At 65.8% G+C, this 24,590-nt stretch carries 23 protein-coding genes; 16 read left to right on the forward strand and 7 right to left on the reverse strand.

Annotated elements, in window-relative coordinates; all coding sequences use genetic code 11:
* Positions 1-82 precede the first annotated feature (82 nt).
* Positions 83-1,762 (forward strand): long-chain-fatty-acid--CoA ligase, encoded by a 1,680-nt coding sequence (locus tag ASD28_RS02830; RefSeq protein WP_056123693.1) that lies wholly within the window; start codon positions 83-85, stop codon positions 1,760-1,762.
* A 156-nt stretch (positions 1,763-1,918) separates the two neighbouring features.
* On the opposite strand, the gene ASD28_RS02835 is transcribed toward ASD28_RS02830, so the two are convergent.
* Both ASD28_RS02835 and ASD28_RS02840 read right to left on the reverse strand, forming a co-directional pair.
* The gene (locus ASD28_RS02835) at positions 1,919-3,496 is read right to left on the reverse strand and encodes an alkaline phosphatase (protein ID WP_056123696.1); all 1,578 of its coding nucleotides are present in this window, start codon (positions 3,494-3,496) and stop codon (positions 1,919-1,921) included.
* Positions 3,497-3,506: 10 nt separating this feature from the next.
* On the reverse strand, positions 3,507-3,941 hold the full coding sequence (locus tag ASD28_RS02840) for an acyl-CoA thioesterase (RefSeq protein ID WP_056123699.1): 435 nt from the start codon (positions 3,939-3,941) through the stop codon (positions 3,507-3,509).
* A gap of 62 nt (positions 3,942-4,003) precedes the next feature.
* Between ASD28_RS02840 and ASD28_RS02845 the strand changes: the two genes are divergently transcribed.
* Both ASD28_RS02845 and ASD28_RS02850 read left to right on the forward strand, forming a co-directional pair.
* On the forward strand, positions 4,004-5,851 hold the full coding sequence (locus tag ASD28_RS02845; protein WP_056123702.1) for an ABC transporter ATP-binding protein/permease: 1,848 nt from the start codon (positions 4,004-4,006) through the stop codon (positions 5,849-5,851).
* A 12-nt stretch (positions 5,852-5,863) separates the two neighbouring features.
* Entirely contained in the window at positions 5,864-6,736 is an 873-nt protein-coding gene (locus ASD28_RS02850; RefSeq protein WP_056123705.1) for a Kdo hydroxylase family protein, read from the forward strand.
* A 50-nt stretch (positions 6,737-6,786) separates the two neighbouring features.
* Here ASD28_RS02850 and ASD28_RS02855 read toward each other — a convergent pair whose 3' ends face one another.
* Together ASD28_RS02855 and ASD28_RS02860 are read right to left on the reverse strand one after the other, a co-directional pair.
* Positions 6,787-7,863, reverse strand: coding sequence for a type II asparaginase (locus ASD28_RS02855; protein WP_056123708.1), 1,077 nt, complete (start codon positions 7,861-7,863; stop codon positions 6,787-6,789).
* 74 nt (positions 7,864-7,937) lie between these two features.
* Positions 7,938-9,209, reverse strand: a complete 1,272-nt coding sequence (locus ASD28_RS02860) for a dicarboxylate/amino acid:cation symporter (protein ID WP_056123711.1) — start codon at positions 9,207-9,209, stop codon at positions 7,938-7,940.
* Between the two features lie 193 nt (positions 9,210-9,402).
* Here ASD28_RS02860 and ASD28_RS02865 point away from each other — a divergent pair, with 193 nt between their 5' ends.
* Positions 9,403-10,128, forward strand: coding sequence for an amino acid ABC transporter ATP-binding protein (locus ASD28_RS02865; protein WP_056123712.1), 726 nt, complete (start codon positions 9,403-9,405; stop codon positions 10,126-10,128).
* An 86-nt stretch (positions 10,129-10,214) separates the two neighbouring features.
* Here the strand turns inward: ASD28_RS02865 and ASD28_RS02870 are convergent, their stop codons facing one another.
* Positions 10,215-10,952 carry a sulfite exporter TauE/SafE family protein gene (locus tag ASD28_RS02870; protein WP_056123715.1) on the reverse strand — a complete coding sequence of 246 codons (738 nt, stop codon included), beginning with the start codon at positions 10,950-10,952 and terminating at the stop codon, positions 10,215-10,217.
* A 124-nt stretch (positions 10,953-11,076) separates the two neighbouring features.
* Between ASD28_RS02870 and pyrC the strand changes: the two genes are divergently transcribed.
* The 6 genes from pyrC to ASD28_RS32370 all read left to right on the forward strand — a co-directional run bounded on the left by pyrC (position 11,077) and on the right by ASD28_RS32370 (position 15,527).
* The gene (gene pyrC / locus ASD28_RS02875) at positions 11,077-12,126 is read left to right on the forward strand and encodes a dihydroorotase (protein ID WP_056123717.1); all 1,050 of its coding nucleotides are present in this window, start codon (positions 11,077-11,079) and stop codon (positions 12,124-12,126) included.
* A 4-nt stretch (positions 12,127-12,130) separates the two neighbouring features.
* On the forward strand, positions 12,131-12,946 hold the full coding sequence (locus ASD28_RS02880; RefSeq protein ID WP_056123721.1) for a DUF3025 domain-containing protein: 816 nt from the start codon (positions 12,131-12,133) through the stop codon (positions 12,944-12,946).
* Positions 12,936-13,934 (forward strand): Gfo/Idh/MocA family protein, encoded by a 999-nt coding sequence (locus ASD28_RS02885; RefSeq protein WP_056123724.1) that lies wholly within the window; start codon positions 12,936-12,938, stop codon positions 13,932-13,934. The genes ASD28_RS02880 and ASD28_RS02885 overlap by 11 nt, the downstream gene beginning before the upstream one ends.
* 16 nt (positions 13,935-13,950) lie before the next feature.
* On the forward strand, positions 13,951-14,325 hold the full coding sequence (locus ASD28_RS02890; RefSeq protein ID WP_056123727.1) for a 50S ribosome-binding protein YggL: 375 nt from the start codon (positions 13,951-13,953) through the stop codon (positions 14,323-14,325).
* Between the two features lie 140 nt (positions 14,326-14,465).
* Positions 14,466-14,858 (forward strand): hypothetical protein, encoded by a 393-nt coding sequence (locus tag ASD28_RS02895; protein ID WP_056123729.1) that lies wholly within the window; start codon positions 14,466-14,468, stop codon positions 14,856-14,858.
* A gap of 216 nt (positions 14,859-15,074) precedes the next feature.
* On the forward strand, positions 15,075-15,527 hold the full coding sequence (locus ASD28_RS32370) for a hypothetical protein (protein WP_200948941.1): 453 nt from the start codon (positions 15,075-15,077) through the stop codon (positions 15,525-15,527).
* Between the two features lie 42 nt (positions 15,528-15,569).
* On the opposite strand, the gene ASD28_RS02905 is transcribed toward ASD28_RS32370, so the two are convergent.
* Positions 15,570-16,547 (reverse strand): GlxA family transcriptional regulator, encoded by a 978-nt coding sequence (locus tag ASD28_RS02905; protein ID WP_056123732.1) that lies wholly within the window; start codon positions 16,545-16,547, stop codon positions 15,570-15,572.
* 87 nt (positions 16,548-16,634) lie between these two features.
* Here ASD28_RS02905 and ASD28_RS02910 point away from each other — a divergent pair, with 87 nt between their 5' ends.
* Together ASD28_RS02910 and ASD28_RS02915 are read left to right on the forward strand one after the other, a co-directional pair.
* On the forward strand, positions 16,635-17,303 hold the full coding sequence (locus tag ASD28_RS02910) for a DJ-1/PfpI family protein (RefSeq protein ID WP_056123735.1): 669 nt from the start codon (positions 16,635-16,637) through the stop codon (positions 17,301-17,303).
* A 124-nt stretch (positions 17,304-17,427) separates the two neighbouring features.
* Positions 17,428-17,688, forward strand: a complete 261-nt coding sequence (locus tag ASD28_RS02915) for a hypothetical protein (RefSeq protein WP_056123737.1) — start codon at positions 17,428-17,430, stop codon at positions 17,686-17,688.
* Between the two features lie 68 nt (positions 17,689-17,756).
* Here ASD28_RS02915 and recG read toward each other — a convergent pair whose 3' ends face one another.
* Complete coding sequence (recG, locus tag ASD28_RS02920) at positions 17,757-19,841, reverse strand: ATP-dependent DNA helicase RecG (protein WP_056123741.1); 2,085 nt, start codon at positions 19,839-19,841, stop codon at positions 17,757-17,759.
* 149 nt (positions 19,842-19,990) lie between these two features.
* On the opposite strand from recG, the gene queA reads away from it, so the two are divergent.
* The 4 genes from queA to secD all read left to right on the forward strand — a co-directional run bounded on the left by queA (position 19,991) and on the right by secD (position 24,582).
* Positions 19,991-21,034, forward strand: a complete 1,044-nt coding sequence (gene queA / locus ASD28_RS02925) for a tRNA preQ1(34) S-adenosylmethionine ribosyltransferase-isomerase QueA (protein WP_056123744.1) — start codon at positions 19,991-19,993, stop codon at positions 21,032-21,034.
* Between the two features lie 3 nt (positions 21,035-21,037).
* Positions 21,038-22,177, forward strand: a complete 1,140-nt coding sequence (gene tgt, locus ASD28_RS02930; protein WP_056123746.1) for a tRNA guanosine(34) transglycosylase Tgt — start codon at positions 21,038-21,040, stop codon at positions 22,175-22,177.
* 127 nt (positions 22,178-22,304) lie between these two features.
* Positions 22,305-22,637, forward strand: a complete 333-nt coding sequence (gene yajC / locus ASD28_RS02935; RefSeq protein ID WP_056123750.1) for a preprotein translocase subunit YajC — start codon at positions 22,305-22,307, stop codon at positions 22,635-22,637.
* Between the two features lie 55 nt (positions 22,638-22,692).
* Entirely contained in the window at positions 22,693-24,582 is a 1,890-nt protein-coding gene (gene secD / locus ASD28_RS02940) for a protein translocase subunit SecD (protein WP_056123752.1), read from the forward strand.
* Positions 24,583-24,590: the final 8 nt, after the last annotated feature.

The raw sequence follows: 24,590 nt of genomic DNA on the forward strand, positions 1-24,590 counted from the left end.
CAGCGCGGTACGAACCGCCCTTTTGCCGGGCGGTTTTTTTGCGCATACGATTTATATAATTGAGAACTAGCGAGGCAATGACATGGACAAATTCTGGCTGAAGTCGTACGAGGCGGGCGTGCCTGCGGAAATCGACTGGACGCAGTACCGCTCCCTCACGCACCTGCTGGAGGATTCCTTCCGCAAGTACGCCAACCGCGACGCCTTTGCGTGCATGGGCAAGTCCATGACGTTCGCGGAGCTGGACAGGCTGTCCGGCGCGATGGCCGCGTGGCTGCAGCAGAAGGGCCTGGCGCCGGGCGCGCGCGTGGCGATCATGCTGCCGAACGTGCTGCAGTATCCGGTGGCGATGGCCGCCATCCTGCGCGCCGGCTACACCATCGTCAACGTCAACCCGCTGTACACGGCGCGCGAGCTGCAGCACCAGCTGAACGATTCGGGCGCGGAGGCCATCGTCGTGCTGGAGAACTTCGCGCACACCGTCGCCGAAGTCGCGCACAACACGAAGCTCAAGCACGTCATCGTCGCCACCATGGGCGACCTGCTGGGCGTGAAGGGCCTGCTCGTCAACTTCGTCGTCCGCACCGTCAAGAAGATGGTGCCGGCGTGGTCGCTGCCGTCCGCCGTGCCGTTCAAGCGCATGCTGGCCGAAGGCGCGCGCCTGTCGCGCAAGCCGGTCGAGTGCGGCCATGAAGACGTCGCCTTCCTGCAGTACACGGGCGGCACGACGGGCGTGTCGAAGGGCGCGGTGCTGAAGCACAGGAACGTGATCGCCAACGTGCTGCAGAACGAAGCGTGGTTCGCGCCGACCCTGGCCAAGATCCCGGCCGGCGAGACGCCGCTGTTCGTGTGCGCGCTGCCGCTGTACCACATCTATGCGCTGACCGTGTGCGCCCTGATGGGCCTGCGCGCGGGCGGCACGAACCTCCTGATCCCGAACCCGCGCGACATCGGCGGCTTCATCAAGGAGCTCAAGAAATACCGCATGCACGTCTTCCCGGCCGTGAACACGCTGTACAACGGCCTGCTGAACCATCCGGAGTTCGCGAGCCTGGATTTCTCGGGCCTGAAGGTGTGCCCGGGCGGCGGCATGGCCGTGCAGAAGGCCGTCGCCGACAAATGGCTCGCGGTGACGGGCGCGCCGATCGTCGAAGGCTACGGCCTGTCGGAGACGTCGCCGGTGGTCGCCGCCAACCGTTGCGACATCACCGAATTCACGGGCACGATCGGCTTTGCGCTGCCGTCGACGGAGCTGCGCATCGTCGACGAATCCGACAACGAAGTCCCGTTCGGCACGGCCGGCGAGATCGCCGTGCGCGGCCCGCAGGTGATGGCCGGCTACTGGCAGCGTCCGGACGAGACGGCGAAGGTCATGACGGCGGACGGCTTCTTCAAGACCGGCGACATCGGCGTGATGAACGCCACCGGCGCCGTGAAGATCGTCGACCGCAAGAAGGACATGATCCTCGTCTCGGGCTTCAACGTGTACCCGAACGAAGTGGAAGACGTCGTCGCCTCGCATCCGGGCGTGCTGGAAGTGGCGTGCGTGGGCGTGCCGGACCAGCATTCGGGCGAGGCCGTCAAGTTGTACGTCGTCAAGAAGGACAAGACGCTGACCAAGGACGACCTGCTGGCCTTCTGCAAGGAACAGCTGACGGGCTACAAGCGGCCGAAGTACGTCGAGTTCCGCGACAGCCTGCCCAAGACGAACGTCGGCAAGATCCTGCGGCGCGAGCTGCGGGATGAGAAGCAGACTGCCTAACCGTCGTCCCCGCGGAGGCGGGGACCCATGCTGAACATCAGTAATCGCGATACCTGAAGCGCCGCAGCATTTCTAACGTTGCGACGCCGGCGCCTCAGCTTGGATTCCCGCGTGCGCGGGAATGACGGTTTTTAATGCAGCGGCAAGAAACACGTTCTAGACCGCCGTGATCTCCACCCCAGGTTTCCCATCCTCGACCCGGAAGGCCGCCAGCTCCCGCTGGACGGTCTTCGGATCGCGCACCTCGTCCAGCCCCATGAAATGCGTGCGCGTCTCGCCGGGGGTAATCTCCATCAGCATGTACCCCCGCTTGTCGCTGCGCCCGTACCGGAGGTGCGGGTTCATCGCCACGTATTGCGACGTGCGCAGCTGCGGGCGCGAATTCGACGTGACCGACGTGCCGACGAATTCCGTCGCGACGACTGGATTCGCGGTCGACACGGGCCGGTTGAAATCGCGCCGCAGCTCCGTCGCGTAGAACGTGTGCACGTCGCCGCCCAGCACGAGCGGGTTCGCGGCGCGCGTGTCCACGAGCGTGTCGAGCAGGCGCCGGCGCGCGGCCGGATAACCATCCCAGCCATCCGTCCAGAAGCGGCCGCCGTCCTGCGGCGTGACGGGGATTTGCGACGACTGCGCCATCAAGGTCTGCTGCGCGAGGATGTTCCAGCGCGCCTTCGATGATGCCAGCCCCGTCTTCAGCCATGCTTCCTGCTCGGGCCCGAGCATGCTGCGGCGTGGATCGAGCAGGGCAGGGCAGGCGCGCGGCGTCACGGAATTCGAGCCGCCGATGCCCGGATGCGAGCACGCTTCCCACGCGCGGTACTGGCGGTCGTCCAGCACGTGGAAGCGCGCGAGGCGTCCCCAGTCGTAGCGCTGGAACATGCGCACGCTCGCGTAGCTCCTCGGTGGCGGCAGCCGCAGCGGCATATGTTCGTAAAAAGCCTGGTAGGCGGCCGCGCGCCGTTGCACGAAGGTCGGCGACAGGCGCTCGTCGCGGTCCGCCGCGTAGTCGTTCGCGACCTCGTGGTCGTCCCACGTGACGATCCACGGCGCGATCAGGTGCGCGGCCTGCAGGTCCGGGTCCGTCTTGTATTGCGCGTAGCGGCGGCGGTAGTCGGCCAGCGTGAACGACTCGTCCTGGCGCACGATCCGCACGCCCGGCGCCGGATGCTGCAGGCGGTACGCGCCCCATTCGTAGATGTAATCGCCGAGGAAGGCGACGAGGTCCAGGTTCGCCTGCGCGAGGTAGCGGTGCGCCGCATAGCTGCCGAACTCCCAGTGCTGGCACGATGCGACGGCGAGTTTCAGGCGGGCCGGCATGCTGTCCGGCGCCGGCGCCGTGCGCGTGCGGCCGACGGGGCTGACGGCGTCGCCCAGCATGAAGCGGTACCAGTACCAGCGTCCCGGTTCCAGGCCGCGCACGTCCACGCGCACGCTGTGCGCCAGTTCCGGTGTCGCGACGGCGGTGCCCTTCGCGGCGATCTTGCGGAAGGCGCCGTCGTGCGCCACTTCCCAGCGCAAGGTGAGGGCGAGCGGCGGCGTCCTGGCCGCCTCGAGCGGATCGGGTGCGACGCGCGTCCACAGGATCACGGAGTCGGGCAGGGGCGCGCCCGACGCGACGCCGAGGCTGAACGGATAGCCGGCCGCGTTCGATGGTTTGGCGAGCAGCAGCGACGACGATGCCGCTGCGAGCCGCGCGGCGTTCAGCAGGAACAGGCGGCGCGGCCAGGTCATCGATTGATGCTTATTGCGCGATCAGCGATTCGAGCGGCGGCAACTGGCGCGGCTTGCGGTCCGGGCCCGTGGCGACATAGGTCAGCGTCGCTTCCGTCACCTTGACGACGTCCGTCTGCAGGCGGTTGCGCTCCGCATAGACCTCGACGTAGACGGTGATCGACGTATTGCCGACCTTGACGATGTCGGCGTAGAACGACAGCAGGTCGCCGACGAACACGGGATTCTTGAACACGAAGGAATTCACGGCGATGGTGGCAACGCGGCCGTTCGCGCGGCGCACGGCCGGCAGCGAGCCGGCCACGTCGACCTGGGCCATGATCCAGCCGCCGAACACGTCCCCGTAGACGTTGGCATCGGACGGGGCGGGCATCATCCGCAGCACGGGCATCTTTCCTTCAGGCAGGCGGGTGATGGACGGGGTGGTATTTTCGGGCTGGGTCATCTTGAATTTTCGGTAGAAGCTACAATCGTCTTGAATTGAACCATAAATCGACAAGCCCCGCCATGCGACGCTCTTCTCCGAACTCCCTGCCGCCCCAGCCCGATCCGAACGCGAAACGGAACGACTGGGCCACGATCGGCACCTTGCTGCCCTATTTATGGGTCTATAAATGGCGCGTGCTGGCCGCACTGATCTGCCTCGTCGGCGCCAAGATGGCCAACGTGGGCGTGCCGCTCGTGCTGAAAAAGCTCATCGACGCGCTGACGATCAGCCCGACCGATCCGCACGCGCTGCTCGTGCTGCCGCTCGGCGCGCTGGTCGCGTACGGCGCACTGCGTTTTTCGACCACGCTGTTCACCGAGCTGCGCGAATTTTTATTCGCGCGCGTGACGCAGCGCGCCGTGCGCACGATCGCGCTGAAAGTGTTCCGGCACCTGCATGCGCTGTCGCTGCGCTTCCACCTGAACCGCCAGACGGGCGGCATGACGCGCGACATCGAGCGCGGCACGCGCGGCGTCAGCTCGCTCGTGTCGTACTCACTGTTCTCGATCCTGCCGACGCTGGTCGAGATCACGCTGGTGCTGGGCTACCTCGGCACGCATTACGACGCCTGGTTCGCGGGCATCACCGCGATCGCGCTCGTCACCTACATCACGTTCACCGTCACCGTGACGGAATGGCGCACGCACTTCCGCCGCACGATGAACGAGCTGGATTCGAAGGCGAACACGAAGGCCATCGATTCGCTGATCAACTACGAGACGGTGAAATACTTCGGCAACGAGGACTACGAGGCGAAGCGCTACGACGAAGGCCTGCAGAAGTACGAGCAGGCCGCCGTGCGCTCGCAGACGTCGCTGTCGTTCCTGAACACGGGCCAGTCGCTGATCATCGCGGCGGCCGTCACGGCGATCCTGTGGCGCGCGACGCAGGGCGTGATCGACAAGACGATGACCCTGGGCGACCTCGTGCTCGTGAACTCGTTCATGATCCAGCTGTACATCCCGTTGAACTTCCTCGGCGTGATCTACCGCGAGATCAAGCAGAGTCTCGCGGACATGGAGCGGTTGTTCGGCCTCCTCGAGCAGAACCGCGAAGTGGCCGATTCGCCCGATGCGAAGCCGCTGGTCACGCACGGAGCCAAGGTCGAGTTCTCGCACGTGGAATTCAGCTACGACCCGAAACGGCAAATCCTGTTCGACGTCGACTTCACGATCCCGCCCGGCACGACGACGGCCGTCGTGGGCCACAGCGGTTCGGGCAAGTCGACCTTGTCGCGCCTGCTGTTCCGCTTTTACGACGTGCAGCAGGGCGCCATCCGCATCGACGGGCAAGACGTGAAGAACGTGACCCAGGATTCGCTGCGCCACGCGATCGGCATCGTCCCGCAGGACACGGTGCTGTTCAACGACACCATCGAATACAACATCGCCTACGGCCGTCCGGGCGCGAGCCGCGCGGACATCGTGGCGGCGGCGCGCGCGGCGTCGATCCACGACTTCATCGAAACCCTGCCGGACGGCTATGCGACAATGGTGGGCGAACGCGGCCTCAAACTGTCGGGCGGCGAGAAGCAGCGGGTGGCCATCGCGCGCACCCTGCTGAAGAATCCCGCGATCCTGATCTTCGACGAGGCCACGTCGGCGCTCGATTCGAAGTCGGAGCAGGCGATCCAGGCGCAGCTGAAGGAAATCGCGAAGCAGAGAACGACGCTCGTCATCGCGCACCGCCTGTCGACCATCGCGGACGCCCACCAGATCCTCGTGCTCGACCACGGCCGCATCGTCGAACGGGGCACGCATGCCGCGCTGATCGCGGCGGATGGCCTGTACAGGCAGATGTGGGACCGCCAGCAGGCAAGGCAGGACGAGGATCTCGCCTCACCGCCGGTCGAAGTGGTACAAGATTAAGGATTGAACAGGATGGAAAAACAGATCGTCGAGATCGACATGGCCGACGTCGGCCACGGCAACCCGGCCTGGATCGCCGCGCTGGAAGCGGGCAAGGTGCTGTACTTCCCGAACTTCGCGCAGCACGGCTTCGCGCCGCAGAAGGAAGAGCTGGCGCTGTTCCGCGAAGACATCCGCGACCCCAAGATCCGCAACATCAGCCTGTCCACGAGCGGCGACCTGAAAGGCGTCGTCGGCGACGATGCGACGAAGGCGCTGATGGCCGGGATGATCGGGCGCTTCCGCGCCGAGGCGGAAGGCCTGCTCGCGAACCTGGTGCCGCGCTACGGCGAACACCTGCGCCGCGGCGCGACGAGCTTCCGGCCGTCGGTGGTGGAAAACCGCGTGCAGTCGTGGCGCGCCGACGATCGCCGCATGCACGTGGACTCGTTCCCGTCGCGCCCCAACTACGGCGAGCGCCTGCTGCGCGTGTTCACCAACGTGAACCTGGAAGGCGAGCCGCGCGTGTGGCGCGTGGGCGAACCGTTCGAGGACGTCGCGCGCCGCTTCCTGCCGAAGGTCAAACCGTATTCGGCATGGCAGGCGAAGGTGCTGAACGCGCTGCACGTGACGAAGTCGCTGCGCAGCGAATACGACCACATCATGCTGCAGCTGCACGATGCGATGAAGTCCGACCTCGATTACCAGAAGAACGCGCCGCAGGTCACCTTCAACTTCCCGCCGGGCTGCGCGTGGGTGTGCTTCTCGGACCAGACCTCGCACGCCGTGATGGCGGGGCAGTACATGATGGAGCACACGCTGCAGCTGTCGCCCATGCACCAGTACGACAAGGAGGCGAGTCCGTTGGCGATTCTCACACGGATGCAGGGACATGCGCTGGTGTGACAAATGAAAAACGGCCGCGCGATGCGGCCGTTTTGTCGTTGGGACGTCGATCAGTACGTATAGAACATCCGCTGAATCTCCTTGGTGCTGTTCGTCTTCGTGAGCGCCAGCATCAGCAGGATGCGCGCCTTCTGCGGATTCAAGGTATCGGCCACGACGAAGTCCAGCTGGTCGTCATTCGCTTCGCCATTGCGTGCCACGATGCCCTGGCCCACGCGGCTCGCGCGCACGATGATCACGCCTTTTTCGCGTGCGGCCGACAGCGCCGGGCGCACCTTGTTCGGCAGGCTGCCGTCACCGACACCCGCGTGGATCAGGCCCTTGGCGCCGGCGGCGACCAGCGCGTTGACGGCGGTCGGGCCCACGTTAGCGTAGGTGTAGGCGATGTCGACCTGCGGCAGCGCGGACAGGTTGCTCACGTCGAATTCCGTGTCGACCGTGTGCTTGCGGGTCGAGGCGCGGTAGAAGTGCGCCTTGTTGCCCACCACGTAGCCCAGCAGGCCCAGTTCCGTCGCCTTGAACGTGTCGGTGGTCGTCGTGTTGGTCTTGCTGACGTCGCGCGCGGCGTTGATCTGGTCGTTCAGCACGACGAGCACGCCCTTGCCGACGGCGTCGGGACTGCCGGCCGTCAGCACGGCGTTGTACAGGTTGATCGGGCCGTCGGCCGAGATCGCGGTCGACGGACGCATCGCGCCCACCACCACGACCGGCTTCTTGCTCTTCACGACGAGGTCGAGGAAGTAGGCGGTTTCCTCGATCGTGTCGGTGCCGTGCGTGATGACGATGCCGTCCACGTCAGGCTTGGCCAGCAGCGTGTTGACGCGCTTCGCCAGCGTGAGCCAGTGCTCGTTGCTCATGTTTTCGCTGGCGATCTGGAACACCTGTTCGCCGGTCACGTTGGCGACCTGCTTCAGTTCCGGGACGGCCTTGATCAGGTCATCGACGCCGACCTTGGCGGCCGTGTAGCCGACCGTCGTCGTGCTGGTGGCGCCGGTGCCGGCGATCGTGCCGCCGGTGGCGAGGATCACCACGTTGGGCAGGCGGGCCGCCGTCTGGGCTTGCGCGGATGCGGCCAGCAGCGTCATGAGGCACAGTGCGAACCACGTGCGTACAAGTTTTAAGAACATACGATCTCCTTTTTTAACAATTTTTGGAAGGCAAAAAAAAGGCTCCTTGGGAGGAGCCTGGTTCGGGGTGCCGGTCAGCGCAAGGGCGCTGTGGCGATATCCTTGTCGGCAAGCGCAGGATCGGTGAGATCCCCCTCCCACTTCGCGACGACCGCGGTGGCGATGCCGTTGCCGATCACGTTCGTGGCCGAGCGGCCCATGTCGAGGAAGTGGTCGATACCGAGCAGCAGCAGCAGGCCGGCTTCGGGAATATGAAACTGGTTCAGCGTGGCGGCGATGACGACGAGCGACGCGCGCGGCACGCCGGCCATGCCCTTCGACGTCAGCATCAGCACGAGCATCATGGTCATCTGCGTGGACAGCGCCAGCTCGATGCCGTAGGCCTGGGCGATGAAGACCGAGGCGAAGGTGCAATACATCATCGAGCCGTCCAGGTTGAACGAGTAACCGATCGGCAGCACGAACGCGGCCAGGCGGTTCTTGACGCCGAAGCGCTCCAGGCCTTCCAGCGTCTTCGGATACGCGGCTTCCGACGACGCGCAGGTGAACGCGAGGATGGTCGGCTCGCGCAGCAGGCCGAGGAGCTTGAACAGGCGCGGGCCGACGAACAACATGCCGATCGCGATCAGGATGCACCACAGCAGCGCGATGCCGAGGTAGAACTCGCCCATGAACTTGCCGTAGGTGCCGAGCACGCCGACACCGCTCGTGGCGACGACGCCCGCGACGGCCGCGAACACGGCGAACGGTGCGAAGTTCATCACATAGCCCGTCACTTTCAGCATCACGTGCGTGGCGCCGTCGATGGCGGCGATCATCGGCGCGGCGCGATCGCCGATGGCGGCGGCGCCGGTGCCGAAGAAGATCGAGAAGATCACGATCTGCAGGATCTCGTTCCTGGCCATGCCGTCGAAGATCGACGTCGGCACGAGGTGGGTGATGAAGTCCTTCAGCGTGAGGCCGGAAGCGGTGATGCCCGACGAGGCGCCGGCCGCCGGCAGGGTGCCGGACAACGCCATCGCGTCGCCCGGGCGGAACAGGTTCACGAGGATGAGACCCAGCGTGAGCGACAGGAGGGAAGCGATGATGAACCAGCCCAGCGCCTTGATGCCGATGCGGCCGACTTCCGCGGCGTCGCCCATCTTGGCGATGCCCACCACCAGCGTGGAGAACACGAGCGGAGCGATGATCATCTTGATCAGGCGGAGGAACAGCGTGGTGACCAGCGACATCGTGTCGGCGAAGCCTTTGGGATCGGCGAGATTCGTGTGCGCGATGTAGCCGGCGGCGATGCCGAGCGCCAGGCCCACGAGGATCCAGGTGGTGAGGCGGTTTCTTTTGTTCATAAGCTTCCTCTAGGGTGGCGGATGGCGGAGCAGGGGAGATCGTCCGTCCTGTTCCGCTGCCGTGGCACAATCTCGTGCAAGATCAGGGAGTTGCCGGGTGCCTGGTGCTGCGATATTGACAAGTCCCGGCAGTATCCTAGGCGTTGATGGTACTGTCAAGCACGCCCGGGACAACGAAAAGACGACAATACAGATGATCGAAATCGACAACGTCAGCAAGTGGTACGGCCCTGTCCAGGTTCTGCGCGACTGCACGACACGCGTCGCGCGCGGCGACGTGGTGGTCGTGTGCGGGCCGTCCGGTTCCGGCAAGTCGACGCTCATCAAGACCGTCAACGGCCTGGAGGCCTTCCAGCAGGGGACGATCAGGGTGGACGGCACGTCCGTCGGCGACCCGGCCACGCGCCTGCCGGCGCTGCGCGCGCGCATCGGCATGGTGTTCCAGAATTTCGAGCTGTTCCCGCACCTGTCCGTCCGCGACAACCTGACGCTCGCACAGGTCAAGGTGCTCAAACGTTCGCGCGACCAGGCCACGGCGAACGGCCTCGAATACCTGGACCGCGTGGGCCTGCTGGCGCACCAGGACAAATTCCCGGCCCAGCTCTCGGGCGGCCAGCAGCAGCGCGTGGCGATCGCGCGGGCGCTCGCGATGGACCCGGTCGCGATGCTGTTCGACGAGCCCACGTCCGCGCTCGATCCGGAAATGGTGGGCGAAGTGCTGGACGTGATGACGGGCCTGGCGCAGGACGGCATGACGATGATGGTCGTGACGCACGAGATGGGATTTGCGCGCCGCGTGGCGGACCGTGTCGTGTTCATGGACGAGGGGCGGATCGTCGAGGACAGCGCCGGGGAGGCGTTTTTCGAGGCGCCGCAGTCGGAGAGAGCGCGGGAGTTCCTGGCCCGGATCATTCACTAGACCGTCGTCCTCGCGAAAGCGGGGACCCATACTGAGCTGACCAGGGATGCTCAACATGGGTTCCCGCCTGCGCGGGAACGACGTGGCTAGAGGTTACGCAATACTAAACTGACCCCACCGGTGATCAGCACGACCCACACCGCCTGCTTGATCCGCTCCGCCGGCAGCCACTGGTGCAACCGGTTGCCGACATACAGCCCGCCGAGCGCGAACGGCAGCAGCACGATGGCCAGCAGCGGCAGCGCCGGCTGGTTGTACAGGCCCGCGCCTGTAAACAGCACGAGGCGCGAGATGGCGCTGAAGAACAGCACGCCGCTGAGGGTGGCGCGCAAGGCCAGCTTGTCGTCCAGGCGGCTCGTGAGGAAGATCGTGTAGAACGGTCCGCCGGTGCCGAACAGCGCCGTGAAGATGCCGCCCACGACGCCGAACGGCACTGCCCACGCGGGCGCAAACGGCGGCAGCTTGCGGCGCGCGAACAGGCTCCAGGCCGAATAGCCCAGGATGAACAGGCCGAGCACGACCAGCAAGGTGCGCTCGGGCGCGCGCACGAGCGCGAGCACGCCGACGGCCATCCCGACCGCCATGAACGGGATGAGGCGCAGCGCTTCGCGCTTGTCGATGTGGCGGCGGTTCTTCACGCCCAGCAGCACGTTCGAGACAAAGTCGAAGATGAGCATCAGCGGCACCGCCATGCGCAGCGGCATGAACAGCACGAGCAGCGGCATCGCCGTCACGGACGAGCCGAACCCGGTCAGCCCCAGCACCGTGTAACCGAACACGATGATGAGCGCCAGCTGGGCGAGCGTGAGCAGATCGAACGTCATGCCGCGATTTTAGCCCTAACGGGTGATTTCGTTCTGTATTGCAATGTATCGTGCGTAGCAAACAACGCGTGCCGGCAACTTGACCTCCTAGTAAAATGTCGGGGTTCGCAATCCGAGAGCCGCCATGTCCATCATCGAATCCCCCGACACCCTCACCATCACCCGCCCCGACGACTGGCACCTGCACCTGCGCGACGGCGCGGCCATGGCCAGCGTGCTGCCGCACAGCGCGCGCCAGTTCGCCCGCGCCATCGTCATGCCGAACCTGAAGCCGCCCGTCACGACGGCCGCGCTGGCCGCCGAATACCGTGCGCGCATCCTGGCCGCGCTGCCGCAAGGCATGTCGTTCGAGCCGCTGATGACGTTGTATCTCACTGATAACACCGAACCGGACGAGATCCGCCGCGCGCGCGACACCGGCTTCATCCACGGCGTGAAGCTGTACCCGGCCGGCGCCACGACGAATTCCGCCGCCGGCGTGACCGACCTGCGCAAGTGCTATAAAACACTGGAAGTGATGCAGGAACTGGACATGCCGCTGCTGACGCACGGCGAAGTCACGGACCAGCACATCGACCTGTTCGACCGCGAAGCCGTGTTCATCGAGCGCGTGATGCGCCCGCTGCGCAAGGATTTCCCGGAACTGCCGATCGTGTTCGAGCACATCACGACGAAGGACGCGGCCGAGTACGTGGCCGAGGCCGAAGGCCCGATCGCCGCGACGATCACCGCGCACCACCTGCTGTACAACCGCAACGAGATCTTCAAGGGCGGCATCCGCCCGCATTATTACTGCCTGCCCGTGCTGAAGCGCGAAGAACACCGCCTGGCGCTGATGACGGCTGCGACGAGCGGCGACGAGCGCTTCTTCCTCGGCACCGACTCCGCGCCGCACGCCATCCACACGAAGGAGGCCAGCTGCGGCTGCGCCGGCTGCTACACCGCGTTGCACGCGATGGAACTGTACGCCACCGCCTTCGAACAGGCCGGCGCGCTGGATAAACTGGAAGCGTTCGCGAGCCTGAACGGCCCGGCCTTCTACGGCCTGCCGGTGAACGAGGGCACGATCACCCTGAAGCGCGAGGCGTGGAGCCTGCCGGCGACGGTGCCGATGGGCGAGCAGGAACTCGTCCCGCTGAACGCGGGCGAACAGATCGGCTGGAAGATGCTGTAACGGGATGTTCCCCGAGATCGACTGGACGCGGCCGTGGTACGACACGGTCCGTCCCGCTTTCGACAGTCTGCCCGCCGGGCCGTTCATCGATGGGTTCAACGCGAACGCGGCGCGGCTCGGCCTCGTCAACGTGGACGGCGAGCCGATCCGCTTCGTGCCCCAGGCCGACCTGCCGGAGGGCGTGGCGTACGAAGCCTACATCGGCGCCACGGGATGCGTGCCCACGCGCGCGAACCTGCACGATTTTTTCAACGGCCTCGTGTGGCAGACCTTCCCGCGCATCAAGCGGGAACTGAACGCGCTGCAGGCCGCGCAGATCGCGCAGGCGGGCGTCGGCAAGTCGCGCGGACCGGCGCGCGACGCCGCCACCATTTTTGACGAGAACGCGGCGCTGCTCGTCGTGCGCACTGACGCCGCCGGCCACGCGCTCGTCGACGACTTGCGCGCACACCAGTGGCGCTCGGCCCTGTTCGACAAGCGGACCATGTTCGGACGCGATGCCGAACTGTGGCTGTTCGGGCACGCGCTAATGGAAAAGCTCGTCGCGCCGCGCAAGGCGATCACGGCCCATGTGCGCGTCGTGTTCGCCTGCGACGATTTTTTTGCGCTCGACCGCGAGGGACGCCGCGACTGGATCGATGGCGCGGTGTCCAAGACGATAGCGGCCGAGGGCCTGTCCACGGCCGGCTTCACCCCGCTGCCCGTGCTGGGCGTGCCGGGCTGGTGGCCGGACCAGGACGAAGCCTTTTATCTCGACCACACCGTGTTCCGGCCCAAAAGGCCGGCCAGCACCAACGAAGGAGGACACCATGACCGATAAGGTACGTTGGGGCATCCTTGGCACGGGCAAGATTGCCAAGGCCTTTGCCTCCGCATTGAAAGACACGCCGGACGCGCGGCTCGCCGGCGTCGGTTCGCGCAACCTGGCCAGCGCCGATTGGTTCACCCGCGAGTTCGGCGGCACGGCGTACGCATCGTACGAAGACCTCGTGCATGCGCCCGACGTGGACCTCGTCTACGTCGGCACGCCGCACCCCATGCATTACGAGAACGTGCGTTTGGCACTGGAAGCCGGCAAGGGCGTCCTGTGCGAAAAGGCGTTCACGGTGAATCGCCGGCAGGCCGAGGAACTCGTGCAACTCGCGCGCGACAAGAATCTGTTCCTGATGGAGGCGATGTGGACGCGCTTCCTGCCCGCGCTGGCCGAGGTGCGCCGCATCGTCGACTCGGGCGAGATCGGCACCGTGCGCCAGGTGAACGCGGACCTCGGCTTCAAGGCCGAATTCGGACCGGAACACCGTTTGTTCAACCCGGTACTGGGCGGCGGCGCGCTGCTCGACCTGGGCATCTATCCGCTGTCGATCGCCGTGGCGCTGCTGGGGCCCGTGGACACCGTGCTGGCCCATGCCGACATCGGCCCGACCGGCGTCGACGAGCAGATGGGCATCCTGCTGCGCCATCGCAGCGGCGGCATGTCCGTGTGCAGCTGCTCGCTTCGGGCGCGCCTGCCGAGCGAGCTGACGATTGCCGGCGAACGTGGCCACGTCCGCATGAACACGATGTTCTACCGCACGCAGACGGTGACGGTGGTGCGCGCCGACGGCATCGCGCGTACCGTGCCCACGCCGTACATCGGCAACGGCTACGTGCACGAAGTCATCGAGGCGCAGCGCTGCTGGCGCGCGGGCCTGATCGAGAGTCCCGGCATGACGCATGCGGACACGCTGGCGCTGATGGGCGTGATGGACGAGATCCGGCGCCAGATCGGCCTGACCTATGACGCCGATTCGACACAGATGAGTGGCTAACTACCAAGGAGAAAGAATGAAACGCGATCCCCGTTCGACCAGCCGCATGCGGCGCCTGAAGCCGCGCCAGCGCAAGAAGCTGCGCGTCGGCGAATTCCAGGAACACTGCTTCGACGTCGAACTCGTCTTCCACAACCCGATGCGCGGCGAGCCGTATCACGACTTCATCAACGACTTCTTCGGCGCGCTGGAAGAACGCGGCCTGCTGGGCGGCGGCTTCGGCGGCCGCGAGCCGTTCAGCGAGACGGAAGGCGTCATTGCCCGCATCGAGCGCGGCTCGCCGTCGGAAGAAGACCGCGAAGCCGTGATCGCGTGGCTGCGTGCGCGGCCGGAAGTCGTCGACGCGCGCGCCAAGGACTTCAAGGATGCGTGGCACGGCTACGGGTTCTGATACGGTCGAGTTGTAAGGATCTGTCAGCGCGGTAACGGATTGTAAAGCCCGTCAACAGGCGGGCCGGCCGCGCCGTTTTAGGGACAAGTGCAGCGCAAAACGACCTGCACCGACCCCAAAAACTCTGAGGACCCTTCATCATGAAAAAGACCATTGCTACCCTGATCGCCGGCCTGTTCGCAACCGCTGCCTTCGCCCAGGCGCCCGCGCCTGCCGCCACCACGCCGGCCGCGGCCAAGGTCGAAGCCAAGCAGGAGAAGCAGGATGCCAAGGCTGAAGTGAAGGAAACCAAGGCCGCCGCGAAAGCCGACGTCAAGGAAGCGAAGAAAGAAGCCAAGGCCGACGTGAAGGAAGCCAAGGCCGATGCCAAGGCCAACGTGAAGGAAGCCAAGGCGGACGCCAAGGAAGTCAAGAAAGAAGCCAAGGCCGACGTGAAGGAAGCGAAGGCGGAAGCCAAGCATGCGAAGGCCGAGCACAAGGCTGAAGTGAAAGCCGAGCACAAAGCGACGACCGTCGCCGCCGTAACCAAGTAGCCGGTTCGTTACGCCGTCAAGAAGCCCGCGCGATGCGGGCTTTTTCGTTATTGCAGGCTGCGCCAAAAAGCAATAATCCTTGCACGTCCTGTAAGCATCTGTCAGGCACGTAACCGATTGTAAAGTTCGTCAACAGACGGACAGGCGGGCTCGTTGATGGGAGAAGTCACACACAACGATGTGCACATTGACCGACAACCGAGAGGACCCTTCATCATGAAAAAAACCATCGCTACCCTGATCGCCGGCCTGTTCGCCACCGCAGCTTTCGCCCAGGCACCTGCTCCCAAGCAAGCAGTGCTGGTCAACAACGCCGATGTGAAGGCAACGAAGACGGAGACGAAGGCAGCGCAAGCCGACGTGAAGGAAGCGCACGCCGATGCGAAGACGGCGAAGACCCATGCCAAAGAAGCAAAGGCCAGCGCCAAGCATGCGAAAGCCAAGACGAAGCATGCCGTGAAAGAAGACACGGCCGCCACGACGGCACCGGCTGAAGCGGCAACTCCAGCCACCCCGGCCGCTCCGGCAATGGGCAGCTCGGGTACCGCGGGCACGTCGGATTCCTCGGCGACCCCGGCCACTCCGGCCACGCCGGCCACCCCGGCTGATCCTGCCACGCCGGCGACCCCCGCACCGGAAGCCGCACCTGCTGCACCGGTCACCCAGTAACTCTGCAGCTCTCCTCACGAAGCCCGCGCGATGCGGGCTTTTTTATTCCGCGTGTTCTGCGTGCATCGCACGGAACAGCCCCGGACTGACGCCGAACCGGCGCGCGAATGCTTTCGACAACTGGCCCGCCGTCGCATACCCGGTTTGCGTGGCTACCGTCTTCAGCGCCATCGACGTCTGCAGCAGCGTGCGCGCATGGTCGAGGCGCAGCGTCTCGACGAAGCGTGCCGGCGTCTCGCCCAGCGCGTCCGTGAAGCGGCGGTGGAAGGTGCGCGGCGACATGCCCGCGCGCTCCGCCAGGCTGGCCACGTCGAGTTCTCCGTCCAGGTGCGTGCGGATCCAGTCGACGAGACGCGCGAACGGGCTGTCCGCCTTTTCCTGCGCCGCCAGCACGGTGCTGAACTGCGACTGGTAGCCGGGCCGGCGCGCATACAGCACGAGCCGGCGCGCGATCGCGTTGGCGACGGCGTCGCCCAGGTCGCGCGCGACGAGCGCCAGGCACATGTCGATGCCGGTGGTGACGCCGGCCGACGTCCACACGCGGCCGTCCTCCACGTACAGCGCATTCGCATCGACGTCGACGCCGGGATGCCTGCGCCCGAGGATGTCCGTCGCTTCCCAATGCGTGGCGACGCGCTTGCCGTCCAGCAGGCCGCACGCGGCCAGCGCGAACGCGCCCGTGCACACGGACCCGTAGCGGCGCGCGCGGGCGCAGGCGCGCTGCAGCCACGCTTGCGCGTCCCGGTCCTGCGTGAGCGCCTGCAGGCTGCGGCGGCTGGAGCCGGCGACCAGCACCGTGTCCATCGCGCCCGGCTTCACGCTGGCCAGCGGCTTGGTGACGACGGCGAGGCCGCAGTTGCTCGTCACGGGGCCGCCTTGCGGTGACAGGATGTGCACGCGATAAAAGGTGTAGCCGGCGGCGTCGTTGGCGGCGCCGAACACGGCGGCGGGGCCGGTAACGTCGAGCACCTGGACGTCGTCGAACGTGATCAGCGCCACCTGGCGTGATGATGAGGGCATGGCAGGAATCGACACAAGTTTGACATTGCTGCCAATGCTAGCCGCTTTCTAGAATGGGGTCATCCTTCATCCACAACGGAGCCCGACATGAACATCGGATTTTTGCTGTTCCCCCGCGTGACCCAGCTCGACCTGACCGGTCCCGCCCAGATCCTGAGCCGCGTCCCCGGCGCCCAGGTACACCTCGTGTGGAAGACGCGCGATCCGGTGCCGACCGACGTCGGCTTCACCATCAACCCCACGACTACCTTCGCCGACTGCCCGCAGCTGGATGTGCTGTGCGTACCGGGCGGCTTCGGCATCGAAGACCTGTTCGGCGATGCCCACACGCTGGCCTTCCTGCGCCGCCAGGGAGAGCGCGCGCGCTATGTCACGTCCGTGTGCAACGGCTCGCTCGTGCTGGGCGCGGCCGGGCTGCTCGACGGCTACCGCTCCGCATGCCACTGGATCTGGTTGCCGTTCCTGACGCGCTTCGGCGCCGTACCCGTCGCGGAGCGGATCGTGCGCGACCGTAACCGGATCTCGGGCGGCGGCGTGACCGCGGGGATCGACTTCGGCCTCGCGCTGGCGGCCGAACTGGCCGGCGACGACGTCGCGCGCATGATCCAGTTGGCGCTCGAATACGATCCGCAGCCGCCGTTAGATGCCGGCTCGCCGCAGGGCGCCGGCGCCGAGCTCGTGGCGCGCTACCGCGAGATGGTGGCGCCGCGGCTGGCGCGGGTCGAGGCGGCGCTGGCGCAAACGGCCGGGCTGTAAGAGATTGTCAGGCGCGTAAGCATTTGTAAATCGCGTCAACAGGGGAGCGTCCCCGGCCGTTTTCAGACACAAGCGACGCGCAAACGTGGTCGCAGAAACCCAAAACTACCGAGGACTCTTCATCATGAAAAAAATCGTCGCCACCCTGATCGCCGGCCTGTTCGCCACCGCTGCTTTCGCCCAGACCCCGGCTCCGGCCCAGACGACCACGCCGGATTCGGCCACGCCGCCGGCCGTCGCCAAGGCCGAAGCGACGCACGAGAAGCAGGAAGCGAAAAAGACCACGAAGCACGTGAAGAAGGCCAAGCACGCGAAGAAAGCGGCGACCAAGGAAACCGCGAAGGATGCGGCGGCCGATACCACGGCGCCGGCTGCGACGAAGTGATGCATGGTGGGCACGGGGTGCCCACCCTACGTATCAACGGCTGTAGGGCGGGCTCCTCGAGCCCGCCTTTATACCTTCAAGAACTCCTCGCGCCCGCCCAGCCACCGCTGCAGGTGCGCATCCACGATGGCCTCGGCTTCCGGCCGATCCGACTCCAGCAGCCACGCCGCCACGTCGCGCGCCTGCTCGACGATCCACTGGTCCGTCTCCAGGTTCGCGAAGCGCAGCATCGCCTGGCCGGACTGGCGCGCGCCGAGGAATTCGCCGGGTCCGCGGATTTCCAGGTCGCGCCGCGCGATCTCGAAGCCGTCGGTCGTCTCGCGCATCGTCATCAACCGCTGCTTGGCGACGGGCCCCAGCGGGCTCTGATACAGCAGCAGGCACACGCTCGCGGCCGAACCCCGGCCCACGCGGCCGCGCAACTGGTGCAGCTGCGACAGGCCGAAGCGCTCGGCGTGCTCGATCACCATCAGTGATGCATTGGGCACGTCCACGCCCACCTCGATCACCGTCGTCGCCACGAGCACGTGCACCTCGCCCGCGGAAAACGCGTCCATGATCACCTGCTTTTCCGCCGGCTTCATGCGGCCGTGCACGAGGCCGACGACGAGGTCGGGCAGGGCTTGCGCGAGCGTCTCGTAGGTCTCGGTGGCCGTCTGCAGCTGCAGCGCTTCCGATTCCTCGATCAGCGGACAGACCCAGTACGCCTGCCGGCCTTCCTGCGCGGCCGCGTGCACGCGCTCGATCACTTCGTCGCGCCGGTTCTGGTCGATGGCGCGCGTGACGATGGGCGTGCGGCCCGGCGGGAGTTCGTCGATGACGGAGACTTCCAGGTCAGCGTAGTACGTCATCGCCAGCGTGCGCGGGATCGGCGTCGCCGACATCATCAACTGGTGCGGGACGAGGCCGTCGGACCCCTTGTTGCGCAGGGTGAGGCGCTGGCCGACGCCGAAGCGGTGCTGTTCGTCGACGAGCACGAGGCCCAGCTTCGCGAACTGCACGGTGTCCTGGATCAGGGCGTGCGTGCCGATCACGAGCTGCGCTTCGCCCGATTCCGTCATCTCGCTGGCCGCCGTCTTCTCCTTCTTTTTCAGGCTGCCCGTCAGCCACGCGACCTTCACGCCCAGCGGTTCCATCCACGCGGCGATCTTGCGGAAGTGCTGCTCGGCCAGGATCTCCGTCGGCGCCATCAGCGCGGCCTGGTAGCCGCTGTCGATGGCCTGCGCGGCGGCGAGGGCCGCGACGACGGTCTTGCCGCTGCCGACGTCGCCCTGCAGCAGGCGCTGCATCGGGTAATCCTCGCGCAGGTCGCGGCGGATCTCTTCGACCACGCGCTGCTGCGCATTGGTCAGCTTGAACGGCAGGGCTTCCAGGAACGACGCGGACAACGCGCCGACCGCGCCGAGCACAGGCGCCCCTTTTTCGCGGCGTGCCTGCTGCGCGCGTTTCAGCGACAGCTGCTGCGCGAGCAGTTCGTCGAACTTCACGCGCGTCCACGCGGGGTGGCTGCGTTCCGTCAGCGCGTGCTCGTCGACGTCCGGCGGCGGGTAGTGCAGCAGGCGCACGGCAGGCTGGAACTCGGCCAGGTTCAGCTTTTCGCGCACGGCGCGCGGCACGGTGTCGGTCCAGTCCACGCGCTTCATCGCGTCGGCGATCGCGCGCCGCAATATCGTCTGCGACAGGCCTTCGCCGGCCGGGTACACGGGCGTGAGGGCGTTGGGGAGCGGGGCGCCCTCGTTGACGATTTTATAAACCGGATGGACCATCTCGGCGCCGAAGAAGCCATGCCGGACCTCGCTGCGGGCGCGCACGCGCGTGCCCTCGGCCAGCTGTTTCACCTGGCTGCCGTAGAAATTCATGAAGCGCAACTGGATGTCGGACGTCTCGTCGGCGATGGTCACGAGCAGCTGGCGCCGCGGTTTATAGGCGATCTCGTTCTTCGTGACGACGCCTTCGACCTGCGACACGTGGCCGCCGCGCAGGGAGGCTTCGCGGATGGGGACGATCTGCGTCTCGTCCTCGTAGCGCATCGGCAGGTGCAGGACGAGGTCCATGTCCGTGCGCAGGCCGAGCTTGGCGAGCTTGCTCTCGATGCTTTTCGGTGCTTGTTTGGCTGCGGCTTTGGCCGCCGGTTTGGCGTTCGTGGCTGGCATGGCGGTTCGTTGGCGCGTGTTGTCGGCTTATCAGGATTTGGGCATAACGGTTATGGCCTGCGCCCGCCGGCCGGAATCCGGGTGTAAAATAATGGGTTCGCCGCACGCTGTAGCCCATATTGTAAGGCGGCTCGACGAGTTTTTCCCAGATGAGCAAAACGTACTCCCTCTCCGACTTCGATTTCGACCTGCCCCCCGAGCGCATCGCCCAGGTGCCGCTGCCCGACCGCAGCGCATCGCGCCTGCTGCATCTGGACGGCGACCGCATCACCGACCGACAATTCTCCGACATCGTCGACCAATTGCAGGCCGGCGACACGCTCGTGATGAACAACACCCGGGTGCTGAAGGCGCGCTTCTTCGGCCAGAAGGACACCGGCGGCCAGGTCGAAGTGCTCGTCGAGCGCGTGCTCGACCCGCGCACGGTGCTTGCGCAGGTGCGCGCGTCGAAGTCGCCGAAGCCCGGCTCGCGCATCCGCCTCGCGGACGCGTTCGAGGTCGGCGTCGGCGAGCGTGCCGGCGAGTTCTTCACGCTGCACTTCGACGGCGACGTGTTCGAGCTGATCGAGGCCCACGGCCGCCTGCCGCTGCCGCCGTACATCGAGCATGACGCCGACGATTTCGACGAGCAGCGTTACCAGACGGTCTATTCATCGGCGCCGGGCGCCGTCGCCGCGCCGACCGCCGGCCTGCATTTCGACCAGGCGCTGCTCGACAAGGTCGCGGCGAAAGGCGTGCGCATCGCATACGTGACCTTGCATGTCGGCGCCGGCACGTTCCAGCCGGTGCGCGTGGAGAATCTCGCCGAGCACAAGATGCACAGCGAGTGGTACACGATCCCGCAAGAGACCGTCGACGCCGTGCGCGCCGCGCAGGACGCGGGCCGTGACGTCGTCGCCGTCGGCACGACGTCGCTGCGCGCGCTGGAGTCGGCGTCGCAGTCGGGCGCCCTCGCGGCCGGCAGCGGCGACACCAACCTGTTCATCACCCCGGGTTACCTGTTCAAGACGGTCACCCGGCTGATCACGAACTTCCACCTGCCCAAGTCGACGCTGATGATGCTCGTCTCGGCCTTTGCCGGCTACGACGAGATCCGCGCCGCGTACGCGCACGCGATCGCCAGCGAATACCGCTTCTTCAGCTATGGCGACGCGATGCTGCTGACGACGCACTCACGCGCAAACAAGAATTGAACCATGCTCGAATTTACCCTTCTTAAAAAAGACACGAGCGGCCTGTCGCACGCCCGCCGCGGCCGTTTAAAACTGAACCACGGCACCATCGAGACGCCGATCTTCATGCCCGTCGGGACCTATGGCTCCGTCAAGGCGATGGCGCCGAACGAGCTGAAGGAAGTGGGCTCGCAGATCATCCTCGGCAACACGTTCCACCTGTGGCTGCGCCCGGGCACGGACGTCATGGACAAGTTCGGCGGCCTGCACGGCTTCATGGGCTGGGACAAGCCGATCCTCACCGACTCCGGCGGCTTCCAGGTGTTTTCGCTGGGCGCGATGCGCAAGATCACGGAAGAGGGCGTGAAGTTCGCGTCCCCGATCGACGGCTCGCGCCTGTTCCTGTCGCCGGAAATCTCGATGCAGATCCAGCGCTCGCTGAACTCGGACATCGTGATGCAGTTCGACGAGTGCACGCCGTACGAGATCGACGGCCGTCCGGCCACCGCCGAGGAAGCGGCCAAGTCGATGCGCATGTCGCTGCGCTGGGCCCAGCGTTCGATGAACGAATTTAACCAGGGCGAGAACCCGAACGCGCTGTTCGGCATCGTCCAGGGCGGCATGTACGAGCGCCTGCGCGACGAATCCCTCGCCGGCCTGGAAGAGATCGACTTCCCGGGCCTGGCCATCGGCGGCCTGTCGGTGGGTGAGCCGAAGGAAGACATGATGCGCGTGCTGCAGCACGTCGGCCCGCGCCTGCCGGAACACAAGCCGCACTACCTGATGGGCGTGGGCACGCCGGAAGATCTCGTGGAAGGCGTGGCGAACGGCGTCGACATGTTCGACTGCGTGATGCCGACCCGGAACGCGCGCAACGGCTGGCTGTTCACCCGCTTCGGCGACCTCAAGATCAAGAACGCCCGCTACAAGGACGACCAGTCGCCTTTGGACGAGTCGTGCTCGTGCTACTGCTGCAAGAATTTCTCGCGCGCCTACCTGCACCACCTGCACCGCTCCAAGGAGATCCTGGGCGCGCGCCTGAACACCATCCACAACCTGCATTACTACCTGAACCTCATGCAGGAGATCCGCGACGCCATCGATGCGGATCGGTTCCACGCCTTCCGCCTGCAGTTCAACGCGGACCGCGCCCGCGGCGTGTAAACAATTAAATTTCCGATAATATCTTGCATTTCGGCATGCCAGTTCCCACATCGGGGGAATTGGCTGTTGCCAGTTTGCCGGTGCTAGAATACAGCGCTTGTTTTTTCATCTCATAATCGGAGTCCTTGTGTTCATTTCCAACGCTTACGCGCAAACCGCCGGTGCAGCCGATCCGGGTCTGATGGGTAACCTCACCACGTTCGCCCCGCTGATCCTGATGTTCGTGGTCATGTACTTCCTCATGATCCGTCCGCAGCAGAAGCGCCAGAAAGAACTGAAAACCATGATGGACGCGCTGGCCAAGGGCGACGAAGTCATCACCGTCGGCGGCATGCTGGGCCGCGTGACCAAGGTCACCGACACGTACGTGACCGTCGAAGTGTCGGCCGGCACCGAAGTGGTCGTGCAAAAGAACGCCGTGACCGCACTGCTGCCGAAGGGCACGCTGAAGTCCCTGTAATCCGGCCGCGCGGCCCGCGCCGCGCTTTCCGCCCGATCCTGAACGCTGGAACATCATGAATCGTTACCCCCTCTGGAAGTACATACTGATCCTCGCGACAGTACTCGTTGGCCTGCTGTACACGGCGCCCAACTATTTCGTCGACTCGCCGGCACTGCAGGTGACGACCTCCAAGGCGACCGTCAAGGTCAACAGCGACACGGCCACCCGGGTTGCCGAAGCGCTCAAGCGCGACGGTATTCCTGCCGACGCCGTGGGTCTGGAAGGTTCGGGCGACAGCGCTTCCGTGCGCGCGCGCTTCGCGACCCCCGATATCCAGTTCAAGGCCAAGGCGGCGCTGGAGCGCGACCTGAACCGTGACCCGGCCGACCCCGACTACATCGTCACCGTCAACCTGGTCAAGAACACGCCGGCCTGGATGCAGGCCATCAACGCCAAGCCGCTGAACCTGGGCCTCGACCTGCGCGGCGGCGTGCACTTCCTGCTGCAGGTGGATGCGAAGGCCGTGGAGGAAACCCGCATCAAGGGCGTCCTGTCCAGCGTCCGCAGCGAGCTGCGCGACAAGAACATCCGCCACGCCGGCATCGACCGCGTCGGCAACAATGTCGAGATCAAGTTCCGCGACGAAGCCACCCGTACGCAGGCGCGCAACGTGCTGGCCGCGCAGAACGCCGACCTGGCGTTCTCCGACGCCGCCGACGGCTCCGACCTGAAGCTGGTCGTCACCTTGAAGCCGGCCGCGCTGCAACGCGTGGTGGAAGAGGGCGTCAAGCAGAACATCAGCGCGCTGAGCAAACGTATCAACGAACTGGGCGTGAGCGAGCCCGTGATCCAGCAACAGGGCCGCGACCGCATCGTCGTCCAGCTGCCGGGCGTGCAGGACGTCGCCCACGCGAAGGACATCATCGGCCGTACCGCCACGCTGGAATTCCGCGTGACCGACGATACCGTCACCCCGGGCACCGAGCTGTCCGCCGCGATCCCGCTGAATTCGGAACTGTTCACCGAAGGCGCCGGCGCGCCGGTCGTCGTGTCGAAGGACGTCCTCGTGAGCGGCGATTCGGTCATCAACGCCGTCGCCGGCTTCGACCAGAACCAGCGTCCGGCCGTGAACATCGAGCTGAACGCCGACGGCGGCCGCAAGATGCGCGCGATGACCCGCGAGCGCGTCGGCAAGCGCATGGCCACGCTGCTGAAGGAAAAAGGCAAGTACAACGTGCTGCAGGTCGCGACCATCCAGAGCGAATTCGGTTCGAACTTCCAGACCACCGGCATGGCCAGCCCGCAGGCCGCCGCCGAGCTGGCGCTGCTGCTGCGCTCCGGCGCGCTGTCGGCCCCGATGGAATTCGTCGAGGAACGCGTCGTCGGTCCGCAACTGGGCGCCGAGAACATCGCGAAGGGCCTGCACTCCACGCTGTGGGGCTTCGTGGCGATCGCGATCTTCATGGTGATCTACTACCAGCTGTTCGGCTTCTTCAGCGTCGTGGCGCTGGCGTGCAACCTGCTGTTCCTGCTCGCGCTGCTGTCGATGCTGGGCGCGACGCTGACCCTGCCGGGTATCGCGGCAATCGCGCTGGCACTGGGCATGGCGATCGACGCCAACGTGCTGATCAACGAGCGCATCCGCGAAGAACTGCGTGCGGGTAACACACCGCAGGCGGCCATCTCGGCCGGCTTCAGCCATGCGTGGGCGACCATTCTCGACTCGAACGTGACGACCCTGATCGTCGGCCTGGCGCTGCTGGTGTTCGGTTCGGGCGCCGTGCGCGGCTTCGCCGTCGTGCACTGCCTGGGCATCCTGACGTCGATGTTCTCGGCCGTGTTCCTGTCGCGCGGCGTCGTGAACCTGTGGTACGGCCGCAAGAAGAAGCTCGGCAAGATCGCCATCGGCACCGTGTGGAACGCGGATGCCGCCGCGGCCAAGGCGGCCGTCAAGAAAGGATAATCGGGGTA

Origin of the sequence: Massilia sp. Root133 (genome assembly GCF_001426525.1) — a bacterium.
In the GTDB taxonomy this organism is placed as follows: Bacteria; Pseudomonadota; Gammaproteobacteria; order Burkholderiales; family Burkholderiaceae_D; genus Telluria; species Telluria orientalis.

Bases quoted from the DNA above. Each gene is read 5' to 3' on its own strand.
- ASD28_RS02860 (WP_056123711.1), bottom strand. From the start codon at position 9,209: ATGAACAAAAGAAACCGCCTCACCACCTGGATCCTCGTGGGCCTGGCG.
- ASD28_RS02905 (WP_056123732.1), bottom strand. From the start codon at position 16,547: ATGCCCTCATCATCACGCCAGGTGGCGCTGATCACGTTCGACGACGTC.
- queA (WP_056123744.1), top strand. From the start codon at position 19,991: ATGAGCAAAACGTACTCCCTCTCCGACTTCGATTTCGACCTGCCCCCC.
- ASD28_RS02855 (WP_056123708.1), bottom strand. From the start codon at position 7,863: ATGTTCTTAAAACTTGTACGCACGTGGTTCGCACTGTGCCTCATGACG.
- ASD28_RS02885 (WP_056123724.1), top strand. From the start codon at position 12,936: ATGACCGATAAGGTACGTTGGGGCATCCTTGGCACGGGCAAGATTGCC.
- ASD28_RS32370 (WP_200948941.1), top strand. From the start codon at position 15,075: ATGAAAAAAACCATCGCTACCCTGATCGCCGGCCTGTTCGCCACCGCA.
- ASD28_RS02880 (WP_056123721.1), top strand. From the start codon at position 12,131: ATGTTCCCCGAGATCGACTGGACGCGGCCGTGGTACGACACGGTCCGT.
- ASD28_RS02910 (WP_056123735.1), top strand. From the start codon at position 16,635: ATGAACATCGGATTTTTGCTGTTCCCCCGCGTGACCCAGCTCGACCTG.
- ASD28_RS02870 (WP_056123715.1), bottom strand. From the start codon at position 10,952: ATGACGTTCGATCTGCTCACGCTCGCCCAGCTGGCGCTCATCATCGTG.
- ASD28_RS02840 (WP_056123699.1), bottom strand. From the start codon at position 3,941: ATGACCCAGCCCGAAAATACCACCCCGTCCATCACCCGCCTGCCTGAA.
- ASD28_RS02845 (WP_056123702.1), top strand. From the start codon at position 4,004: ATGCGACGCTCTTCTCCGAACTCCCTGCCGCCCCAGCCCGATCCGAAC.
- ASD28_RS02865 (WP_056123712.1), top strand. From the start codon at position 9,403: ATGATCGAAATCGACAACGTCAGCAAGTGGTACGGCCCTGTCCAGGTT.
- ASD28_RS02850 (WP_056123705.1), top strand. From the start codon at position 5,864: ATGGAAAAACAGATCGTCGAGATCGACATGGCCGACGTCGGCCACGGC.
- tgt (WP_056123746.1), top strand. From the start codon at position 21,038: ATGCTCGAATTTACCCTTCTTAAAAAAGACACGAGCGGCCTGTCGCAC.
- secD (WP_056123752.1), top strand. From the start codon at position 22,693: ATGAATCGTTACCCCCTCTGGAAGTACATACTGATCCTCGCGACAGTA.
- ASD28_RS02830 (WP_056123693.1), top strand. From the start codon at position 83: ATGGACAAATTCTGGCTGAAGTCGTACGAGGCGGGCGTGCCTGCGGAA.
- ASD28_RS02835 (WP_056123696.1), bottom strand. From the start codon at position 3,496: ATGACCTGGCCGCGCCGCCTGTTCCTGCTGAACGCCGCGCGGCTCGCA.
- ASD28_RS02890 (WP_056123727.1), top strand. From the start codon at position 13,951: ATGAAACGCGATCCCCGTTCGACCAGCCGCATGCGGCGCCTGAAGCCG.
- pyrC (WP_056123717.1), top strand. From the start codon at position 11,077: ATGTCCATCATCGAATCCCCCGACACCCTCACCATCACCCGCCCCGAC.
- ASD28_RS02915 (WP_056123737.1), top strand. From the start codon at position 17,428: ATGAAAAAAATCGTCGCCACCCTGATCGCCGGCCTGTTCGCCACCGCT.
- ASD28_RS02895 (WP_056123729.1), top strand. From the start codon at position 14,466: ATGAAAAAGACCATTGCTACCCTGATCGCCGGCCTGTTCGCAACCGCT.
- recG (WP_056123741.1), bottom strand. From the start codon at position 19,841: ATGCCAGCCACGAACGCCAAACCGGCGGCCAAAGCCGCAGCCAAACAA.